The 15,889-nt window shown below is 57.2% G+C and carries 11 protein-coding genes and 1 pseudogene; 9 read left to right on the plus strand and 3 right to left on the minus strand.

All coding sequences use genetic code 11. From position 1 onward, the window contains the following. The first annotated feature begins 42 nt into the window (after positions 1–42). The 6 genes and pseudogenes from ACOTZC_RS12815 to ACOTZC_RS12840 all read left to right on the plus strand — a co-directional run bounded on the left by ACOTZC_RS12815 (position 43) and on the right by ACOTZC_RS12840 (position 8,336). Positions 43–1,389, plus strand: coding sequence for a carbohydrate porin (locus ACOTZC_RS12815; protein WP_045402869.1), 1,347 nt, complete (start codon positions 43–45; stop codon positions 1,387–1,389). Between the two features lie 155 nt (positions 1,390–1,544). Continuing rightward, positions 1,545–2,378 carry a BglG family transcription antiterminator LicT gene (licT, locus tag ACOTZC_RS12820; RefSeq protein ID WP_045402873.1) on the plus strand — a complete coding sequence of 278 codons (834 nt, stop codon included), beginning with the start codon at positions 1,545–1,547 and terminating at the stop codon, positions 2,376–2,378. A 24-nt stretch (positions 2,379–2,402) separates the two neighbouring features. Beyond that, positions 2,403–4,369 (plus strand): annotated as a pseudogene (gene bglF, locus ACOTZC_RS12825) (PTS beta-glucoside transporter subunit IIABC). Between the two features lie 12 nt (positions 4,370–4,381). Then, positions 4,382–5,776, plus strand: coding sequence for a glycoside hydrolase family 1 protein (locus tag ACOTZC_RS12830; RefSeq protein ID WP_023312458.1), 1,395 nt, complete (start codon positions 4,382–4,384; stop codon positions 5,774–5,776). A 326-nt stretch (positions 5,777–6,102) separates the two neighbouring features. Next, positions 6,103–7,521, plus strand: a complete 1,419-nt coding sequence (gene mdtQ / locus ACOTZC_RS12835) for a multidrug resistance outer membrane protein MdtQ (RefSeq protein WP_248193809.1) — start codon at positions 6,103–6,105, stop codon at positions 7,519–7,521. A 50-nt stretch (positions 7,522–7,571) separates the two neighbouring features. Continuing rightward, the gene (locus tag ACOTZC_RS12840; RefSeq protein ID WP_072254611.1) at positions 7,572–8,336 is read left to right on the plus strand and encodes an SDR family oxidoreductase; all 765 of its coding nucleotides are present in this window, start codon (positions 7,572–7,574) and stop codon (positions 8,334–8,336) included. A 49-nt stretch (positions 8,337–8,385) separates the two neighbouring features. On the opposite strand, the gene ACOTZC_RS12845 is transcribed toward ACOTZC_RS12840, so the two are convergent. Continuing rightward, entirely contained in the window at positions 8,386–8,958 is a 573-nt protein-coding gene (locus ACOTZC_RS12845) for a DedA family protein (protein ID WP_045402886.1), read from the minus strand. 157 nt (positions 8,959–9,115) lie between these two features. Here ACOTZC_RS12845 and ACOTZC_RS12850 point away from each other — a divergent pair, with 157 nt between their 5' ends. After that, positions 9,116–9,703, plus strand: coding sequence for a Yip1 family protein (locus tag ACOTZC_RS12850; protein WP_023312454.1), 588 nt, complete (start codon positions 9,116–9,118; stop codon positions 9,701–9,703). A gap of 167 nt (positions 9,704–9,870) precedes the next feature. Continuing rightward, positions 9,871–10,794 carry a D-alanyl-D-alanine endopeptidase gene (gene pbpG, locus ACOTZC_RS12855; RefSeq protein ID WP_421635800.1) on the plus strand — a complete coding sequence of 308 codons (924 nt, stop codon included), beginning with the start codon at positions 9,871–9,873 and terminating at the stop codon, positions 10,792–10,794. Positions 10,795–10,888: 94 nt separating this feature from the next. Here the strand turns inward: pbpG and ACOTZC_RS12860 are convergent, their stop codons facing one another. Both ACOTZC_RS12860 and dld read right to left on the minus strand, forming a co-directional pair. After that, the gene (locus ACOTZC_RS12860; protein WP_032658926.1) at positions 10,889–11,443 is read right to left on the minus strand and encodes a GNAT family N-acetyltransferase; all 555 of its coding nucleotides are present in this window, start codon (positions 11,441–11,443) and stop codon (positions 10,889–10,891) included. Positions 11,444–11,555: 112 nt separating this feature from the next. Next, the gene (gene dld / locus ACOTZC_RS12865; protein ID WP_322408121.1) at positions 11,556–13,304 is read right to left on the minus strand and encodes a D-lactate dehydrogenase; all 1,749 of its coding nucleotides are present in this window, start codon (positions 13,302–13,304) and stop codon (positions 11,556–11,558) included. A gap of 189 nt (positions 13,305–13,493) precedes the next feature. On the opposite strand from dld, the gene bglX reads away from it, so the two are divergent. Further along, positions 13,494–15,791, plus strand: a complete 2,298-nt coding sequence (gene bglX, locus ACOTZC_RS12870) for a beta-glucosidase BglX (protein WP_126303460.1) — start codon at positions 13,494–13,496, stop codon at positions 15,789–15,791. Positions 15,792–15,889 lie beyond the last annotated feature (98 nt).

A 15,889-nucleotide genomic window follows, 5' to 3' on the forward strand; every position in this document is an offset into this window, starting at 1 on the left:
GCGGCCGGTTACGCACAAAATACTCAATCACAGGTTGTTATCATGGCATATAAAAATAAACTCTATGCGCTCGCCTTATTGACGATATCCCCGCTGTCGGTGGCGCAGGACTGGAATGGAACGGTATTAGGTTTTGAGGCTCCTCCGGAGCCTGTTCTGGGCGATATGCTCGGCATACGTAAAATCCTCAACGATAACGGTTTTACCTGGAATCTCGGATATCTGAATGAAATTGGCTGGAACGGAGGCGGTGGCTATAACCACGACTCCCACGTGGCCTATATTGACCAGTTTGCGCTGACCTTCAACCAGGATCTTGAGCGCTGGACCGGTATCCCGGACGCGCGTATCGAAGGGAACATCGTCAACCGTAACCACAATGACGACCTCACCACCAAACGCGTGCAGGACCCGCGCGTTAACTTTAACGATCTGACCCAGGAGAGCTGGGGCGGACAGTCCATTACCCGCCTGGGCTGGCTGACCTTTGCCCGCAGCTTTGACGACCGGCGTCTGACCTGGCGCATCGGGATGATGAACAAGGTGCAAACCTTCGATCAAATCATCCCCTGTGATTTCCAGCTGCTTTCGCAGTGCGGCGGCAAGTCAGCCAACTCGCTGACGTGGAACAACTGGAACGTTCACACCTGGGGCACCACGCTTGCGTATAAATTAACGCCGACGCTGACCTTAAAAGGTGGCGTGATGGAGCAAAATCCCGAGGCCTCCAGCCGCAGCCACGCCTGGAGCTGGTCGACGAAGGGCAGCAAAGGGGTTTTACTGCCGGTTGAAATCGAAGCGCGCCCGCTGATTAACGGCCTGCCGGGCGCGTACAACCTGGGCGTGGTGTTTACCAACGCGCCGCAAACCGATCTCTATCGCGGCAAATCCGGCGGTGCGGGCGCGACGGACCCGAACGGCTTTGATACCCACAGCCGGACCTGGTTCATGTACGCCGGGCTGAACCAGCAGCTTACGCAGCATCAGGATGATCCGAATCGCGGGTTGAGCACCTCTTTCAGCATGAGCCTTGCGGATCAGAGTACCAACTACATGCACCAGGTTTACGCCGCCTCGCTGCGCTACCGCGGGATGTTTGACGCGCGACCGGAAGACTGGATTGGCTTTGGCTTGACCTGGATTGATATGAGCAGCCAGTACGCCCGCAACCAGCGCTATATGAACAGCCTGAGCGGCGTGTCGGACTATAACGATCCGGCGTATCACCCGGTGCCGGGCCACTCCCTGAACGGTGAGTTTTATTATCGCTTCCGTCCGGTGTCGTGGCTGGAGCTGCAGCCGGGCATTCAGTACTGGCACCATCCCGGCGGCGTATCCCGGACGCAGGATGCCTGGGTGACGGAGCTGAAAACTGTCGTGACGTTCTAGCAATGTCGATCCGCGTCACGTTTCTGACGCGTGATGCATTGAGGCTATGAATGAAACTGATAGAGTGCCAGAACTGGATTGTTACTGCTTAGGCAGGCAAAACCTGATTTTCTGGCATCTGCCGGAGGTCAGGTTTTTTTGTTTCTGGGGTTCAGATGAAAATCGCCAAGATACTCAATAATAACGTGGTGGTTGTTCAGGATGAGCGCGGGCGCGAACAGGTGGTGATGGGTCGTGGGCTGGCCTTTCAGAAGCGCGTCGGTGAAGCGCTGGATACCGCGTTGGTTGAAAAGGTGTTTGCGTTACAAAGCGATGAACTGGTGCGTCGACTCGGGGAGTTGCTGAGTCAAATTCCGCTGGAGGTAATGACCACCTGCGACCGCATCATCGCGCTGGCGGCGCAGCGGCTGGGCAAGCTGCAGGAGAGTTTGTATATCACCCTCACCGACCACTGCTACTTTGCGATTGAGCGGCAGAAGAACGGGCTGGCCATCAAAAACGTGCTGCTGTGGGATATTAAACGGCTGTATCCGAAGGAGTTCGAATTAGGGCAGGAGGCGCGGGCCATTATCGCCAGACGCCTGAACGTCGAGCTGGAGGAGGATGAGGCCGGGTTTATCGCGCTGCATCTGGTCACCGCGCAGCTGAACAGCGAAATGCCGGAAGTGATGCACGTTACGCGGGTGATGCAGGAGATCCTGCAGCTGGTGAAGTATCAGCTGCAGCTTGAGTACGATGAAGACTCGCTCAGCTATCAGCGTTTCGTCACCCACCTGAAGTTTTTTGCCCAGCGGATGCTCACCCGCACCGTGGTGGAAGATGACGACGTCTCGCTGCATACGGCGGTAAAAGACAACTACGCGAAAGCGTGGAAATGCGCCGAGAAAATCGCCCAGCACCTGAACAAAAGCTATCAGCGTGAGCTGACGACCGAAGAAATTATGTTCCTCGCCATTCATATCGAGCGGGTGAGAAAAGAGGGGCGTTAAGCCTCAAAACAGGATTGTTACTGCATCAAGCAGGCAAAACCTGAGCGCGGCCTTCGTAAGAAGGACGTTCTCGGGTTTTTTTATTTTTTGTACTCAGTCAACAGGTGCCTGCAGGCATCGGATGTAAGGAAATCGAGATGGAATACCAGGCTTTAGCGAAGGATATTCTCGGCCACGTTGGCGGAAAAGAGAACATCGTCAGTCTTGTGCACTGCGCCACCCGGCTTCGCTTCAAACTAAAAGAGAATCAACGGGCGGATGCGGAAGGGCTCAAGAAAAACCCCGGCGTGATCATGGTGGTGGAAAGCGGCGGCCAGTTCCAGGTAGTGATTGGCAACCACGTCCACGACGTCTGGCAGGCGGTGCGCAATGAGGCAGGTCTTACCGATGACGCGCCCGTCGTGGAAGAGAAGGGAGAAAAAGGGAATCTGCTGGGCCGCCTGATTGACATCGTCTCCGGGATCTTCACCCCGTTTATCGGCATTCTCGCGGCCTCCGGTATTCTGAAAGGGCTGCTTGCGCTGGCGGTTGTCTGCGGCTGGCTCACCACCGAAAGCGGCACCTATAAAATCTGGTTCGCCGCCAGCGACGCGCTGTTCTTCTTCTTCCCGCTGGTGCTGGGCTATACCGCCGGGAAAAAATTCGGCGGCAACCCGTTTATTACCATGGTGATCGGCGGGGCGCTCACTCATCCGATGATGATTGCGGCGTTTAACGCCAGCCAGCAGCCGGGCGCGGTATCAGACGCCTTTTTGGGCATTCCTGTCACCTGGTTTAACTACAGCTCGTCGGTGATCCCGATTATTCTCGCCTCGTGGGTGAGCTGCTGGCTGGAAAAACAGAGCACCAGGCTGCTGCCTTCCTCGATGAAAAACTTCTTCGCGCCGCTGATCTGTCTGGGCGTGACCGTGCCGCTGACTTTCCTCGTTATCGGGCCGCTGGCGACCTGGCTGAGCCAGATGCTGGCGAACGGCTATCAGAGTATTTACGTTCTGGCACCGTGGCTGGCGGGCGCGGCGATGGGCGCGCTGTGGCAGGTCTGCGTTATTTTTGGCCTGCACTGGGGGCTGGTGCCGCTGATGATTAACAACCTGGCGGTGCTTGGGCATGACTCCATGCTGCCGATGCTGTTGCCCGCGGTGTTTGGTCAGGTGGGGGCGGCGCTGGGGATCTTCCTGCGTACCCGCGATGCCCGTCAGAAAATGCTGGCGGGTTCATCGGTAACGGCAGGGATATTTGGTATTACCGAGCCGGCCGTTTATGGGGTAAACCTGCCGCTGCGCCGCCCGTTTATCTTTGGCTGCGTGGCGGGAGCTATCGGCGGCGCGATTGTCGGCTTCAGCGATACCCACGTTTACTCCTTCGGCTTCGCCAATATCTTTACCATCGCCCAGATGATTCCGCCGGGCGGGGTAAACGCCACGCTGTGGGGCGGCGTGATCGGCACCGCGGTAGCGCTGGTGCTGAGCTGCGGCCTGACGCTGGTGGCGGGCATGCCGGGACGCGCAGCGCCCGAGGCGGTTGTGCCAGCGGGTGAAAACGATGTGCTGGCACCGATGACCGGCACCGTTCTGGCACTCGACCAGGTGCCGGATACCACGTTTGCCAGCGGCCTGCTGGGCAGCGGTGCCGCGATTATTCCCTCCGATAACAAAGTGGTGGCCCCGTTTGCCGGCGTGGTGGCCTCGCTGTTTCAGACCAAACACGCCATCGGCCTGCTCAGCGACAGCGGTATTGAAGTGTTAATCCACGTGGGGATCGACACCGTGAAGCTCGACGGCAGGCCGTTTACCGCCCACGTGAAGGTGGGCGACAGGGTGCAGCCCGGCGATCTGCTGCTGGAGTTTGACCGACAGGCGATTATCGATGCCGGATACGACCTGGCGACCCCGATCATTATCAGTAACAGCGATGAGTATCGTGACGTGGTGACCGTGGCGGCAACGTCCGTCAGTGCCGGTGCGCCGTTACTCAGCGTAAGCCATCAATAACAGGAGAACGTGATGAAAACTTTCCCGGACGATTTTTTATGGGGCGGCGCGGTTGCCGCGAATCAGGTAGAAGGCGCGTATCTGGAGGAGGGGAAAGGGCTGTCCACCTCAGACGTTCAGCCGCAGGGTGTCTTCGGCCCGGTGGTTGAGCGCGTGGCGGGCGACAGCGGCATCAAGGACGTCGCCATCGACTTCTATCACCGCTACCCGGAAGACATCAAACTGTTCGCTGAGATGGGCTTTAGCTGCCTGCGCGTCTCCATTGCCTGGACCCGTATTTTTCCGAACGGCGACGAGCAGCAGCCTAACGAAGCGGGGCTGGCGTTTTACGACCGGCTGTTTGACGAGCTGGCCGCGCACAACATTACCCCGCTGGTGACGCTCTCGCATTACGAAATGCCGTGGGGGCTGGTGAAGCAGTACGGCGGGTGGGGCAGCCGCCAGACCATTGGGTTCTTCGAGCGCTACGCCCGCACCGTGTTTGCGCGCTACAAGGAGAAGGTGAAGCTCTGGCTGACCTTCAATGAGATCAATATGTCTCTGCACGCGCCGATGACCGGCGTGGGCCTGCCGGAAACCAGCAGCAAAGGGGAGGTGTATCAGGCGATCCACCATCAGCTGGTGGCCAGCGCGCTGGCCGTGAAGGCCTGCCACGAGATTATCCCGGATGCCAGAATCGGTAACATGCTGCTGGGCGGCCTGATGTATCCGCTGACCTGCAAGCCGGAAGATGTTCTGGAGACGCTGCAGGAAAACCGCGCGTGGCAATTCTTTGGCGACGTGCAGTGCCGTGGCGCCTATCCGGGGTATATGCAGCGCTTCTTCCGCGACAACGGTATTCAGCTTGAGGTAACGGATGCCGACCGCGAGGCGCTGAAATCGACCGTCGATTTTATCTCCTTCAGCTACTACATGACGGGCTGCGTCACCGCGGATGAGGCCCTCAACCAGCAGGCACGCGGCAACATCCTGAGCATGGTGCCTAACCCGCATCTGGCAAGTTCCGAATGGGGCTGGCAGATTGACCCCATCGGCCTGCGTACCCTGCTAAACGTGCTCTGGGATCGCTATCAGAAGCCGTTGTTTATCGTGGAAAATGGCCTGGGGGCGAAGGATAAACCGGATGCGAACGGCGTGGTGCAGGATGACTATCGCATCAGCTACCTTAACGACCACCTGGTGCAGGTGCGTGAAGCGATTGAAGACGGCGTTGAGGTGATGGGCTATACCAGCTGGGGGCCAATCGACCTGGTGAGCGCGTCTAAAGCTGAACTCTCTAAGCGCTACGGCTTTATTTACGTCGATCGCGATGACAGCGGAAAGGGCACGCTGGCGCGCAGCCGTAAGAAAAGTTTCTACTGGTATAAAGAGGTTATTGCTACGAAAGGGGCTTCGCTGAAAGTTTGATATCAGGAACGTTGCCCGGCGCAGAGCCGGGCAAATAGATCAGAAAATCATCTTGAATACGCCGGTGACCACTAAGAGCCCTATCAGAAATATAATTAAAATAACCCACAGTAATATTTTCATTCCTTTCTCCCGCTCATGGATGTCCTGAATAAGTGTAGCAGCGTATTTATATTTGGCGTGAATGCATTGGATTTAATCATTCTCTTTGGGAATAAATTTCCGGGTATTAAAATGTATGACAATTTGCGGATTGCCACGCGTTACTAAAAAAATGAACGATATCGAGCGTAACGTGCGCCTTTATTTTTTGAGTTTATGGCGTAATGAAACGTTCTCTTATTTTATCTCTGAGTGCTCCCTTCGCTTTTATTCTGGCAGCCTGTGCGCCTGAACATGCCACGGTATCTCCCCTTAAAACGCAAACCGCGGCGGCGTCGGTGAATACGGTTCTGAATCATCAGGACTGGCCGAAAAATGAGTGGTGGAAAGCGTATAACGATCCCCAGCTTAACGGGCTGATTGCGAAAGCGTTGAGCGATGCACCGGATATGCAGATTGCCCGTCAGCGCATTACGCTTGCCGAAGCCCAGGCCAAAGCCGCAATGGCCGCTGACGGTCCGCAGATTGATTTTTCCGCCGATGCGGAACGCCAGAAAATGTCCGCCGAAGGGCTGATGGGGCCTTTTGCCTTTACCGACCCGGCTGCAGGCACCACCGGGCCGTGGTACACCAACGGCACCTTTGGCCTGACCGCAGGCTGGGAACTCGATCTGTGGGGAAAAAATCGCGCCCGGGTCGAGGCCCGGATTGGCAAAGTGAATGCGCAAAAAGCGGAGCTGGAGCAAACCCGCCAGCTGCTGGCCAGCAGCGTGGCGCGGCTCTACTGGGAGTGGCAAACTCAGGCCGCCGCGGGGGAGGTTCTCGCGCAGATCAAACATGAGCAGGACAACATCATTGGTGCCGATCGCGAACTGTATCAGCATGGGATCACCTCCTCCGTGGAGGGGGTGGAAACTGATATCAACGCCAACAAAACCGAAGAGCAGCTGGCAGAAGTCAACGGGAAGATGAAAGCCGTCGAGGCGCGTCTGGTCGCGCTGACGAATTCTTCCTCCGTAACGCTTACGCGGCATGCGCTGCCGACGGTCGACGCCGCGCTACCGTCGACGCTCGGTTATGAACTGCTGGCACGCCGCCCGGATCTTCAGGAGGCACACTGGTATATCGAAGCCTCTATGAGCGAGGTGGAGGCCGCGAGAGCGGCTTTCTATCCTGACGTGAACCTGATGGCGTTCCTACAGCAGGATGCCCTCCATCTGAGCGATCTGTTTCGCGCTTCAGCGCAGCAGATGGGCGTGACCGCCGGGCTGACGCTGCCGATCTTCGACAGCGGCAGGCTGAACGCCAGTCTGGATATCGCCCAGGCGCAAAATAATCTCTCGGTGGCAAACTACAACAAAGCGGTGGTCGAAGCGGTCAATCAGGTGGCGCGCACGGCCAGCGAAGTCGAAACGCTGACGGCGAAGAACCGCCATCAGCAGCAGGTTGAAAAAGATGCGGCGCGGGTTGTGGCGCTGGCGCAGGCGCGTTTCAGCGCGGGGATCGTTGCGGGCTCGCGGGTCAGTGAAGCCAGGATCCCGGCCCTCAGGGAAGACCTCGCCGGATTGATGCTGAAAGGCCAGTATGTCGACGCCACGCTGCAGCTCACCTCGGCGCTGGGCGGCGGTTATCATCATGGCTAAAAATGGTCATTATCTATACTTACCTCTTTGCAGTTTTTCAGGAGGTGAGTATGACCAGAGTAGCGATAGTGACCGCATCGGATTCCGGGATTGGTAAAACCACGGCGCTGATGCTCGCAGAGCGCGGGTTTGATATTGGCGTCACCTGGCACTCGGATGAAAAAGGAGCGCTGGAAACCTGCCGCGAAGTTGAAGCGCAGGGGCAGCGCGCAGAGGCTATCCATCTTGATTTAAGCACGCTGCCGGAAGGCGCAGAGGGTATTGAAACGCTGATTGCGCGTTTTGGTCGGCTGGACGTGCTGGTCAACAATGCGGGTGCGATGACCAAAGCGCCGTTCCTTGAGATGCCGTTTGACGACTGGCGGAACATTTTCACCGTCGACGTGGACGGCGCGTTTCTCTGTTCACAAATTGCCGCCCGCCAGATGGTGAAGCAAGGGGAAGGGGGGCGGATTGTGAACATTACCTCGGTGCATGAGCACACGCCGCTGCCAGAGGCGAGCGCCTACACGGCGGCAAAACACGCGCTCGGCGGGTTAACCAAATCCATGGCGATGGAACTGGTTAAGCACAACATTCTGGTGAACGCCGTCGCGCCGGGCGCCATTGCCACACCGATGAACGACATGGACGACAGCGAAGTGAAGGAGGGTTCAATGCCGGAAATCCCGCTGGCGCGGCCGGGCCACACCAAAGAGATAGCCAGCCTGGTGGCATGGCTGTGCGACAGCGACGCCAGCTACACGACGGGGCAATCGTTTATTGTTGACGGGGGCTTTATGCTGGCGAACCCGCAGTTTAAGCAGGAGGGGTAGTTTTCCCCTCTCCCTGTGGGAGAGGGTGAGGGCATCAGGCCGCACCCGGCTACTCCTCATTCCGCGTCTTTTCCCGATGCTTCAGCCACAGCCTGACCCCAATCACCGCCACCACCACCAGAATCAGCCACGCCCAGTGCTTCAGATGCTGGTCGAGATTATGCAGCCACGGGCCAATCACTTCGCCCCCTACGTAGCCGAGCGTCGTAAAGATCATCGCCCAGGCAATCGCACCAAGAACATTGAGCGGCAGGAAAATTTTTGGCGGCAGATGGCTGGCGCCAATCAGTATCGGCCCGATAATGCGAAAGCCATACATAAAGCGCGTGCCGATGACGAACAGATAGGGATGACGTTGAATGAGCCGTTGAGCGCGACGAATTTTCTTCTGATGCTTTGCGAAACGCTTAAGCAGCGTGGGCCCGAAGCGCAGCCCGAGAAAGTAGAGCAGCTGATCGCCAATCATTCCACCGAGCGCGACCGCTGCGACGACCAGCGGGAATTTCAGCAATCCCTGATGCGCGGCGACGCCGCCTAACAGCGTGATGGTTTCACCTTCTGCCACGCTACCGACGACCAGCGCGGCATATCCATATTGTTCAATGAGTGCGTTAATATCCATTACGTAAATGTAATCTCCCTCTGCTTACCTCGTTTAATCATATACCCCATGAATCAACAGCGGGGAAATCAACGGAAATTTCCCACTGTACAGAAAATAATCTAAAGCCTGCATTATACTTAAGGTATCGCTGACGGGCCGACAACAAGGGGGCGCTATGAACCATGTCTGGGGACTTTTCTCCCATCCCGATCGTGAGATGCATGTCATTAAAAGTGAGAACGAAACGGTCTCGCATCATTACACGCACCACGTGCTGCTGATGGCTGCGGTGCCGGTAATATGCGCCTTTATCGGAACAACACAAATCGGCTGGAACTTCGGTGACGGCACCGTTGTTCAGCTTTCTTGGTTTACCGGGCTCTATCTGGCCATCGTTTTTTATGGCCTGATGCTGGCGGGTGTGGCGGTAATGGGGCGTGTCATTCACTGGATGGCGCGTAACTACCCGCAACGTCCATCGCTGGCGCACTGTATGGTCTTTGCCGGATATGTCGCGACCCCGCTGTTCTTAAGCGGTATTGTTGCGCTCTATCCACTGGTCTGGCTGTGCGCGCTGATCGGTACTATTGCCCTCTTTTACACCGGGTATCTGCTGTATCTGGGGGTTCCAACCTTCCTGAATATCAATAAAGAAGAAGGCCTGAGTTTTTCCAGTTCAACACTCGCTATTGGGGTGCTGGTACTGGAGGCGCTACTGGCGCTGACGGTTATTCTTTGGGGTTACGGATACCGTCTCTTCTGAGTTCACTGCATTGCTGGCGTAAATGCCAGCAATGCAGCATCTGTTCACGATTATCCGCTGGCGACAACGCCCGGTGACCGCTATGATGCCGAAGCCAGCCTGTGTTTATCCGTTGATACAGGCGGTGTACGTCATGACGTGCGTGAATAATTATCAGAAGTCTCACCATGCTGAAATTCCGAGTCTCTTTACTTAGCCTGGCGCTGCTGCTGGGCGCGTCCGCTGCCGTGCCGGCCGTCGCTAAAACGCCTGCGGTGACCGCCGCTGCCGCTCAGCCGCAAATTGCGTCCGGCAGCGCGATGATTGTCGATCTCAACACCAATAAGGTGATCTACGCCAGCCATCCGGACCTGGTGCGCCCGATAGCCTCGATTACCAAATTAATGACCGCGATGGTGGTGCTTGATGCACATCTGCCGCTGGACGAAAAATTGAAAGTGGATATCAGCCATACGCCGGAGATGAAGGGGATCTACTCTCGCGTGCGTCTGAACAGTGAAATCAGCCGTAAAAATATGCTGCTGCTGGCGCTGATGTCGTCTGAAAACCGTACGGCGGCGAGCCTGGCGCACCACTATCCGGGCGGCTACGACGCCTTTATCCGCGCGATGAACGCAAAAGCCAAAGCGCTGGGGATGACCAATACGCATTATGTTGAACCGACGGGACTGTCGATCAACAACGTCTCCACGGCCCGCGATCTGACGAAACTGCTGATTGCCAGCAAACAGTATCCGCTGATTGGTCAGCTCAGCACCACCCGTGAAGAGATGGCGACCTTTGCGAACCCGGCCTATACGCTGCCGTTCCGCAACACTAACCATCTGGTATACCGCGATAACTGGAATATTCAGTTAACCAAAACCGGCTTTACCAACGCGGCAGGACACTGCCTGGTGATGCGCACCGTGTTTAACGGTAAACCGGTGGCGCTGGTGGTGATGGATGCCTTCGGCAAATATACCCACTTCGCGGACGCGAGCCGCCTGCGTACCTGGATTGAAACCGGGAAAGTGCAGCCCGTTCCGGCCGCAGCATTGACGTATAAAAAGCAGAAAGCGGAACAGATGGCGACGGCGCAGAACGACTGAGCCGTTTGTGTGCGCTGATGCCCTCACCCCGACCCTCTCCCACAGGGAGAGGGAGAAAACACTAAAAACGGTAACCCAGGTTACCGTTTTGCGTTTATTCCGGTAGTGTCCAGTCCCCATCGTTGAGCGAGCGCTGCATAATCACCGTATCCCGCCAGTCACCTTTCTTATAGCCTACGCTGCGCAGCTGACCGACAATCACGAAGCCATGCTTTTTATGCAGCCGCAATGAGCCGGCATTATTGTTGCCATCTCCCACAACGGCAATCATCTGCCGCCACGGGCCTTGCTCGCAGCGGGCGATTAGCGCATCCATTAATGCCGAACCAAAACCGCGCCCGGTGATGCTGGCATCCACGTAAATCGACTCTTCCAGGGTATAGCGGTAGGCGTGTCGCGGGCGGTAGGGCGTGGCGTAGCAGTAGCCCACCACGATGCCGCGATACAGCGCGATAAGCCACGGCAAACCGCTCTCAGCCACGCTTTTCATACGCTGACGCATTTCGTCGATGGTAGGGGGGACTTCTTCAAATGACGCGCGCCCGTGCAGCACATGCCAGGCATAGATGGCGGCGATGGCATGCACATCATCGGGAAGGGCATCGCGCACTTCCAGTTCGGTCTCGGATAAAACATCAATAGCCGACATGATGTGCCTGCTCCTCGTTATAGAAAACCGGAGAAACGTTCCTCCGGCGTCAGACGGTTACTCTATTACGATTAAGGCACGCTAAACAATCTCTCAAATTTGGCTGTAGGAATTAATCAGACGCTTGCGTTACGCGCTGCTCCGCATCTGCCTCTTCTTTCCAGTATTTCTTCCGCGTTGTTTTACCAATGCCGGGGTTCATGCTGTTTGTAGGGTCATTCTCGCGATAAAACTGCTTAAGTGCGTCAGGGGCTTTATAAAGATGCCCGACGTTATGTTCCGCAGGATATTGTGCGCCGCGTTCACGCAGCAGGGCGAGCATCTGCTCCTTCAGTTCGTGCGCATCGACCCCTTTTTTGACGATGTAATCCTGATGGAAGACATAACACATAAAGTGGCCGTAATAGAGCTTATGCACCAGCTTGCTGTCGATTTCCGGCGGGAGGTGCTCAAACCACTCGGTGTCGTTACGTCGCAGGGCGATATCCAGCGCCAGAATATCTTCCACCTCTTCGGAATGCACCGCCTGATAACGAATGGCGGCACCTGCGGCGGCAAAACGGTGCAGGAACGCTTTGCTGCCCTCTTCAGGCGTGCAGGCAAAGAAATCCCCTTCGGCGGTTTTGAAGAATTCGGTCAGCCAGGACTGCGCTTCGGTAATTCCGTCTCCGGCCATTTTCAGCAGCAGGTGATGCTCGTACTTATCGCGCCAGGTTTTCATTCGCTCCGGCAGATGCGCCGGGAAAACGTTGCCCAGCTTCTGCATAAAGCGGTCGGTGAAGTGGGGTTTGAACAGCGACACTTTCTCCAGCATCGCGTCGGTGCGTCCCTTCATGGTGAAGAAGAACGGCATTTTGTCGGTGCCGAGCTTGTCGATCATCAGGAACGTATCTTTGCCGTAACGCTCGGCGATGTCGTAAATGTCCCGGTGCATGTACTCGCCCGCCACCGGCAGATGGGTGAATTCGCCCAGAATATGACGACGAATTTCGGTCAGAACCTCAGGCTGATTGGTACCGATGTAGAACACCTGCTGCTTTTTCTCCGCCGGGAAGGTATCCAGACGCACGGCAAACACGGCCAGCTTCCCGGCGCAGCCGGAGGATTCAAACAGGCGGTCCGGGTCGGCGTTGTAGCGCGCCGGCGTATCGGCGTCGATATCCCGCACGCGGGTCACGTAGTCGTGATCGTGCGCGTGGCGGCCGTCGTGCTGCACGTCTTCGTCCTTCACGCGATCGTCGTCAAGCTTGCTGAGGATCTGCTCTGGCGTCACGCCGAGATCGATTCCCAGATGGTTCACCAGCGTCAGCTTGCCGTTTTCGTCAATACGGGCAAACAGCGACATCTCGGTGTAGGCCGGGCCGCGCTGCACCAGCGAGCCGCCGGAGTTGTTGCAGATCCCACCGACCACCGAGGCGCCAATGCAGGAGGAGCCAATCACCGAGTGCGGCTCACGGCCCAGCGGCTTAAGCGCTTTTTCCAGGGAGTAGAGCGTCGTGCCGGGGAACGCGAGCACCTGCTCGCCTTTATCCAGCAGGTGCAGCTTGTCGAGGCGCAGGGTGCTGATAATCACGATGTCGCGATCGTAATCGTTGCCGTTCGGCGTGGAGCCTTCGGTCAGGCCGGTATTGGCGGCCTGCATTAAAATAATCTTGTCGGCGGCGACGCAGGCGCTCAGCACGCGCCACAGCTCCAGCAGCGTGCCGGGGAAGACCACCGCCAGCGCCTCACCCTGACCGGAGCGGAAACCTTTGCGGTAGCGGGCGGTTTTGGCCGGGTCGGTAAGCAGGTGAGAGGAGCCAACCAGGCGCGACAGTTCGTTAATAAAAGCCGTGTTATCGTTTCTTCGAACAGAAGTCATCTTCCACTCCTTGTGGTGGGGCAAATTTCTCGCTGTAAAGCATAGCGCGATTAACTGTTAAGCGGTCGAGTATTCACGAGAAAAATCAGAGAATAACCCTGCAACGTTTCGAGGGTTTGTGGCACACTGCGCTTTTCGCACGGTATGGCCGAGATCGTCCGGCGGTTATTGATGAGAGAGTAAAACGACATGAAATGGCTATGTTCTGTAGGTGTCGCCGTCAGCCTGGCGCTGCAACCTGCGCTGGCAGAGGATTTGTTTGGTAATCACCCGCTCACGCCTGAAGCACGGGACGCGTTTGTCACTGAATTGCTCAAGAAAATGACGGTTGATGAGAAAATCGGCCAGCTGCGTCTTATCAGCGTCGGTCCGGATAACCCGAAAGAGGCCATCCGCGAGATGATCAAAGACGGGCAGGTTGGGGCCATCTTTAATACCGTCACCCGCCAGGATATCCGCAAGATGCAGGATCAGGTGATGGATCTCAGCCGCCTGAAAATTCCTCTGTTCTTTGCCTATGACGTGGTGCACGGCCAGCGTACCGTTTTCCCGATTAGCCTCGGTTTAGCCTCCTCCTTTAACCTCGACGCGGTGAAAACCGTCGGGCGCGTGTCGGCTTATGAAGCGGCGGACGACGGCCTGAACATGACCTGGGCGCCAATGGTGGACGTCTCGCGCGATCCGCGCTGGGGCCGCGCGTCGGAAGGCTTTGGTGAAGATACGTATTTAACGGCCACAATGGGTAAAACCATGGTGGAAGCGATGCAGGGCAAAAGTCCGGCGGACCGCTACTCGGTGATGACCAGCGTGAAGCATTTTGCGGCCTACGGCGCGGTTGAAGGCGGGAAAGAGTACAACACCGTCGACATGAGCCCGCAGCGCCTGTTCAACGACTACATGCCGCCGTACAAGGCGGGGCTGGATGCGGGCAGCGGCGCGGTGATGGTAGCGCTGAACTCGCTGAACGGCACGCCTGCGACCTCTGACTCCTGGCTGCTGAAAGACGTGCTGCGCGACCAGTGGGGCTTTAAGGGCATCACCGTTTCTGACCACGGCGCGATTAAAGAGCTGATTAAACACGGTACCGCGTCCGATCCGGAAGACGCGGTGCGCGTGGCGCTCAAGTCCGGCATCAACATGAGCATGAGCGACGAGTATTACAGCAAATACCTGCCGGGGCTGGTGAAGAGCGGCAAGGTAACGATGGCGGAGCTGGACGATGCCGCGCGCCACGTGCTGAACGTGAAATACGACATGGGGCTGTTTAACGATCCGTACAGCCACCTGGGCCCGAAAGACTCTGACCCGGCAGATACCAACGCTGAAAGCCGCCTGCACCGCAAAGAAGCGCGTGACGTGGCGCGCGAAAGCCTGGTGCTGCTGAAAAACCGCCTCGACACGCTGCCGCTGAAAAAATCCGGCACCATTGCCGTAGTGGGCCCGCTGGCCGACAGCAAGCGCGACGTGATGGGCAGCTGGTCTGCGGCAGGCGTGGCCGATCAGTCCGTGACCGTGCTGACCGGGATTAAGAGTGCCGTGGGTGATAACGCGAAAGTGGTGTACGCCAAAGGGGCGAACGTCACCAACGACAAAGACATCGTCACCTTCCTCAACCAGTACGAGGAAGCGGTGAAGGTCGATCCGCGCACGCCGAAGGAGATGATCGACGAGGCGGTGAATACCGCGAAACAGTCTGACGTCGTTGTCGCAGTTGTGGGCGAAGCGCAGGGTATGGCGCACGAGGCCTCCAGCCGTACCGACATCACCATCCCGCAGAGCCAGCGCGATCTGATCGCCGCCCTGAAAGCCACCGGCAAGCCGCTGGTGCTGGTGCTGATGAACGGTCGTCCGCTGGCGCTGGTGAAAGAGGACCAGCAGGCTGACGCCATTCTGGAAACCTGGTTTGCCGGTACCGAAGGCGGTAACGCCATCGCCGACGTGCTGTTTGGTGATTACAACCCGTCGGGCAAGCTGCCGATGTCCTTCCCGCGCTCCGTCGGGCAGATCCCGGTCTACTACAGCCACCTGAACACCGGTCGCCCGTATAACGCCGATAAGCCGAACAAGTACACGTCCCGTTACTTCGACGAAGCTAACGGCCCGCTGTATCCGTTTGGTTACGGCCTGAGCTACACCACCTTCAAGGTTTCTGACGTGAAAATGTCGGCGCCGACCCTGAAGCGTGACGGCAAAGTTACCGCCAGCGTTGAGGTGACCAACACCGGCAAGCGCGAAGGGGCAACGGTAATTCAGATGTACGTCCAGGATGTCACCGCCTCGATGAGCCGTCCTGTTAAGCAGCTGCGCGGCTTCGAGAAGGTCAATCTGAAGCCTGGCGAAACCCAAACCATCAGCTTCCCGATTGACGTGGAGGCGCTGAAGTTCTGGAACCAGCAGATGAAATACGATGCGGAGCCAGGCAAGTTTAACGTCTTTATCGGGGTGGATTCCGCCCGCGTGAATAAAGGCGAGTTCGAGCTGCTGTAACCTTCCCTCCTTTGCATCCCCCGACTTCCGGGGGATGCGTCTTACGTTATGCTAAAAAGGCATTTTGCCGGGTAAATCCGCTGTTTTAAGCTACGCTT

This window comes from Enterobacter cloacae complex sp. SHL009, assembly GCF_049237205.1.
GTDB classification, from domain to species: domain Bacteria; phylum Pseudomonadota; class Gammaproteobacteria; order Enterobacterales; family Enterobacteriaceae; genus Enterobacter; species Enterobacter cloacae_M.

Bases quoted from the DNA above. Each gene is read 5' to 3' on its own strand.
- pbpG (WP_421635800.1), top strand. From the start codon at position 9,871: ATGCTGAAATTCCGAGTCTCTTTACTTAGCCTGGCGCTGCTGCTGGGC.
- dld (WP_322408121.1), bottom strand. From the start codon at position 13,304: ATGACTTCTGTTCGAAGAAACGATAACACGGCTTTTATTAACGAACTG.
- ACOTZC_RS12850 (WP_023312454.1), top strand. From the start codon at position 9,116: ATGAACCATGTCTGGGGACTTTTCTCCCATCCCGATCGTGAGATGCAT.
- ACOTZC_RS12845 (WP_045402886.1), bottom strand. From the start codon at position 8,958: ATGGATATTAACGCACTCATTGAACAATATGGATATGCCGCGCTGGTC.
- ACOTZC_RS12860 (WP_032658926.1), bottom strand. From the start codon at position 11,443: ATGTCGGCTATTGATGTTTTATCCGAGACCGAACTGGAAGTGCGCGAT.
- ACOTZC_RS12815 (WP_045402869.1), top strand. From the start codon at position 43: ATGGCATATAAAAATAAACTCTATGCGCTCGCCTTATTGACGATATCC.
- mdtQ (WP_248193809.1), top strand. From the start codon at position 6,103: ATGAAACGTTCTCTTATTTTATCTCTGAGTGCTCCCTTCGCTTTTATT.
- ACOTZC_RS12840 (WP_072254611.1), top strand. From the start codon at position 7,572: ATGACCAGAGTAGCGATAGTGACCGCATCGGATTCCGGGATTGGTAAA.
- licT (WP_045402873.1), top strand. From the start codon at position 1,545: ATGAAAATCGCCAAGATACTCAATAATAACGTGGTGGTTGTTCAGGAT.
- bglX (WP_126303460.1), top strand. From the start codon at position 13,494: ATGAAATGGCTATGTTCTGTAGGTGTCGCCGTCAGCCTGGCGCTGCAA.
- ACOTZC_RS12830 (WP_023312458.1), top strand. From the start codon at position 4,382: ATGAAAACTTTCCCGGACGATTTTTTATGGGGCGGCGCGGTTGCCGCG.